This is a genomic window from Planktothrix sp. FACHB-1355, assembly GCF_014748295.1.
In the GTDB taxonomy this organism is placed as follows: Bacteria; Cyanobacteriota; Cyanobacteriia; order Cyanobacteriales; family Aerosakkonemataceae; genus Aerosakkonema; species Aerosakkonema funiforme_A.
Map to the genome: position 1 here is coordinate 1 of NZ_JACJUP010000800.1, position 3,368 is coordinate 3,368.

The 3,368-nt window shown below is 43.1% G+C and carries 2 protein-coding genes; one reads left to right on the forward strand and one right to left on the reverse strand.

What is annotated here, in order from left to right; all coding sequences use genetic code 11:
* The first annotated feature begins 414 nt into the window (after positions 1–414).
* A complete protein-coding gene (locus tag H6S82_RS25055; RefSeq protein WP_191056887.1) occupies positions 415–636 on the forward strand; it encodes a hypothetical protein in 222 nt (73 codons plus the stop codon).
* An 828-nt stretch (positions 637–1,464) separates the two neighbouring features.
* Here H6S82_RS25055 and H6S82_RS25060 read toward each other — a convergent pair.
* Positions 1,465–3,087, reverse strand: coding sequence for a hybrid sensor histidine kinase/response regulator (locus H6S82_RS25060; protein ID WP_190469481.1), 1,623 nt, complete (start codon positions 3,085–3,087; stop codon positions 1,465–1,467).
* Positions 3,088–3,368: the final 281 nt, after the last annotated feature.

Consider the following 3,368-nt stretch of genomic DNA (forward strand, 5'->3'; position numbering starts at 1 on the left):
GGAGTGCGATCGCGCAGCGTGCCTCCCGGCATATCGTGCATCGGAACAAATTAGTACAAATGCACTGTATAGCATGATAGTTAGCTGGAATTGTTGGTGAATTTTTGAAAAGAGCAAGACTTGACAGGGTGTTAATTTTTGGGACTTTTGTTAAGCTGGAGTTCCCCGCGCTGCGGGGAACTCCAGAAGACTCAAAGCCTTACCCAGTGTTGGGTGTAAGGATTATCGTTCGGTCAAGTTGTACCCATGTAATTTAAGCTTTTCTTCATTTTTAGGTGGGTTAATTGATGGGCAAAGACAACCAGAAATTGAGAAGAGTTATTACTTGCAACTCAACGGCTATTAGATAAGGTTACCGCCGCCACAAGACGAGAAAAACGTCCGCTACGAGGAGCGGATAAAATCGGTTTGAGAGTGGGTAAAGTTCTCAATCAGTTTGGAGTCGGAAAACACTTTTGTATCGAGATAACTGAAGAAAGCTTTGACTACGCAAGGAACCAACAAAGCATTCAACATGAGTCAGCGTTAGATGGATTGTATGTAATTCTACCTGGACTTAACCTCTGTTTTGACAAATTTACCCAGGCTACTCCTCTGCAACAAACTGCTTTGAATTTGCTGGGAGTTGGGTTGTAATGTACCCATGTAATTGACCAAGCCTCAGCCCTTAAAGCCAAGCCCAGCATACCTTCCCCATTTTTGTCAAATGGGAACTCCAGGTTAAGAGTCTTCGTCCCCTGAAGAGACAAAATTACCACCAGTGAGCAAACGAGTAATGATGTCAAGAATAATTACATAACCGAGAGTCTAGCTTAAATTTTTATTTAGTAAAATGATACCTTTTAACTACTAATCCATATTCCAAGAGTTTCTGGTCTTGGGCTTTCGTTAAAAATACTCTCAAGGGCGGTGATGGCATCGATCTTGATTACCTCGCTTATTCAACTTTTATCTATTATCGAGCTTTTCGAGGCAATCAGTTCAAAATTCGCCAAACATTCCCAGTCGCCGTCAATTATTACAATACATTTGTACTACTTGGGTGAGCGATCGCATTCCAGCAAGTGCCTTAACAAAAGTTAATACAGTGTCGATTACTTTTGTCCGACTACTTAATACTGTCCCTACCAACATAGCTTTTTTATTTATGCTATCATTTTAGAATAAAATTTTATTAGCATATTTTTGCCTAACTTGCTAGTTTGTCATGTTTTCTTAAAATTTTTGCCTAAGATCTATACCGAATGACATCGCATAGGTGCAAATCAGCCAGAAACGATCATCGCACGGGAAATTAAATAGGACTTAGGCAAGGAAATCGGGTTTTTCATTTTCAAATATCGAGATTCATCCACGAATCTTTCAAATTCAATCCTCAAAACCAATCCCTAACCCCTAACCCCTACCCCTAACCCCTAACCCCTAATCCCTAACCCCTAATCCCTAACCCCTAACCCCTAATAACTAAATCCTTCCTACTAATAAAGCGATCGCACCAACCAAATCATCGGGTTCAATAGGTTTGGGTAGGTGCATTTGAAAGCCGGCTGACAAAATGCGATCGCGATCCAACTGTCCCGCATAAGCAGTCAAAGCGATGGTAGGAATTTGCCTTAAAGACTTTATTTCTTTTACCTGGCGGATCAGATCGTAACCATTTTCTTCTGTCATGCCAATATCGCTAATTAACACATTCGGCGGAAACTCTTGCAGTAATGCCAGCGCTTCCCTTACCGAAGCAGCGGTCTTCACTTCAGCTCGGTATTGTTCGATGACAAACTGAAGCAAATCCCGCGTGTCCGCATCATCATCGACTAGGACAATTCGCACGCCACTCAGCGAAGGTGAATAGGATGAAGTTGTCTCAAATTCCGCCAATAAATTTGTTGGCTGAGTATTGTGGTGCGGCAAAGGAAATTGCACTGTAAATGTTGCACCTTTTCCTATACCCGGACTTTCTACTTTGACGGTGCCGCCGTGCAGTTCAACCAAGTGTCGCACAATTGCTAACCCCAAACCTAAACCGCCAAAACTTCGGGTGATGCTACTATCAGCCTGCCGGAAGCGATCGAATACGTAGGGCAAAAACTCACGTTCAATCCCTTGTCCCGTGTCGCTGACCCTAATTTGGGTACAGGACATTGGGAAAGCGCTAGATTTTTCCTCTGACCGATCGTCAATTACTGTAGAAAGCCGAATTTCTACACTTCCCCCTCTGGGCGTAAACTTAACAGCATTTGATAACAGATTCCACATTATCTGTTGCAAGCGGCTGGCATCACCTAAAATAGGTTGTACTTCTAAATCCTTGACAAAATTAATATCGATCGCTTTTGTTTCTGCCACCGGACGGACTGTATTTAAAGCCGCTTCAATTACAGGTGCAAGTTCGATTTGTTCAAAATTCAGAGAAAGATTCCCAGTAATTATGCGCGAAACATCCAGCAAATCTTCAATTAATCTGGCCAAAGATTTAGTATTGCGCTCAATAGTTTCTACCGCTCTACGATAGTCATGTTCGTTCAGTTTTTTCAGGCGCAGCATCTGCGCCCACCCCAGCATACTGTTGAGGGGCGTTCGCAATTCGTGGGAAAGGTTAGCCAGAAACTCATCTTTGAGACGGTTTGCTGCTTCCGCGTCTTCACGAGCTGCCTTTTCTTTTGCTAGCAGTTGTTCCCGTTCAGCCTCTAATTGTGTCGTTCTCCTGCGAATTTCGGCTGCCTTCAAAGCTTTGCGAATAGCAATGGGGACTCGGATGTAACGATTGGGAGCCTTAATTATATAGTCATCAAGACCGGATTTCATGGCTTCTACTGCAATTTCTTCGTTCCCGCTATTGGTGAACATAATCACCGGGAGATCCGCATAGCGAGACTTAAGCTTTTTCAAAATTTCCAGTCCATTGTTCCAGCCAAGTTGATAGTCTGTAACCACAACATCAAAATTATTTTCCGTCAGCGCTTCTTCCCATGTTCGATCATTTGTAATTTCTTTTACCCGCACTTCTGCAAATTCGCGCTCTATTTCGCGCCTAATCAGAAGACGGTCTGTAGGGTTATCATCTATGACGAGTATATTTAATGACATCGCAAATTTTAAATGGCAGATTTGAAATGAAAAACTTCCCCTGGGGAAACATTTTTGCTATTTATTGTTCGAGATGGTGATTAGAGCAACCTTCATGGCGTAATGAACGTTCTTAATTCCACCAAACCCTCTTCCCTCTTCCCGACGCCCTAGCATCAGGCAACTTCCGGCTGTTCGTTATTTAGCAGCCAGTACAGGTTAATAGTTTTTAGCATTGTCCTGAAAAATACCGATGTCAACGGGCAATTGCTGAGCGGAATCGAGCAGACACGAGGCAGCGG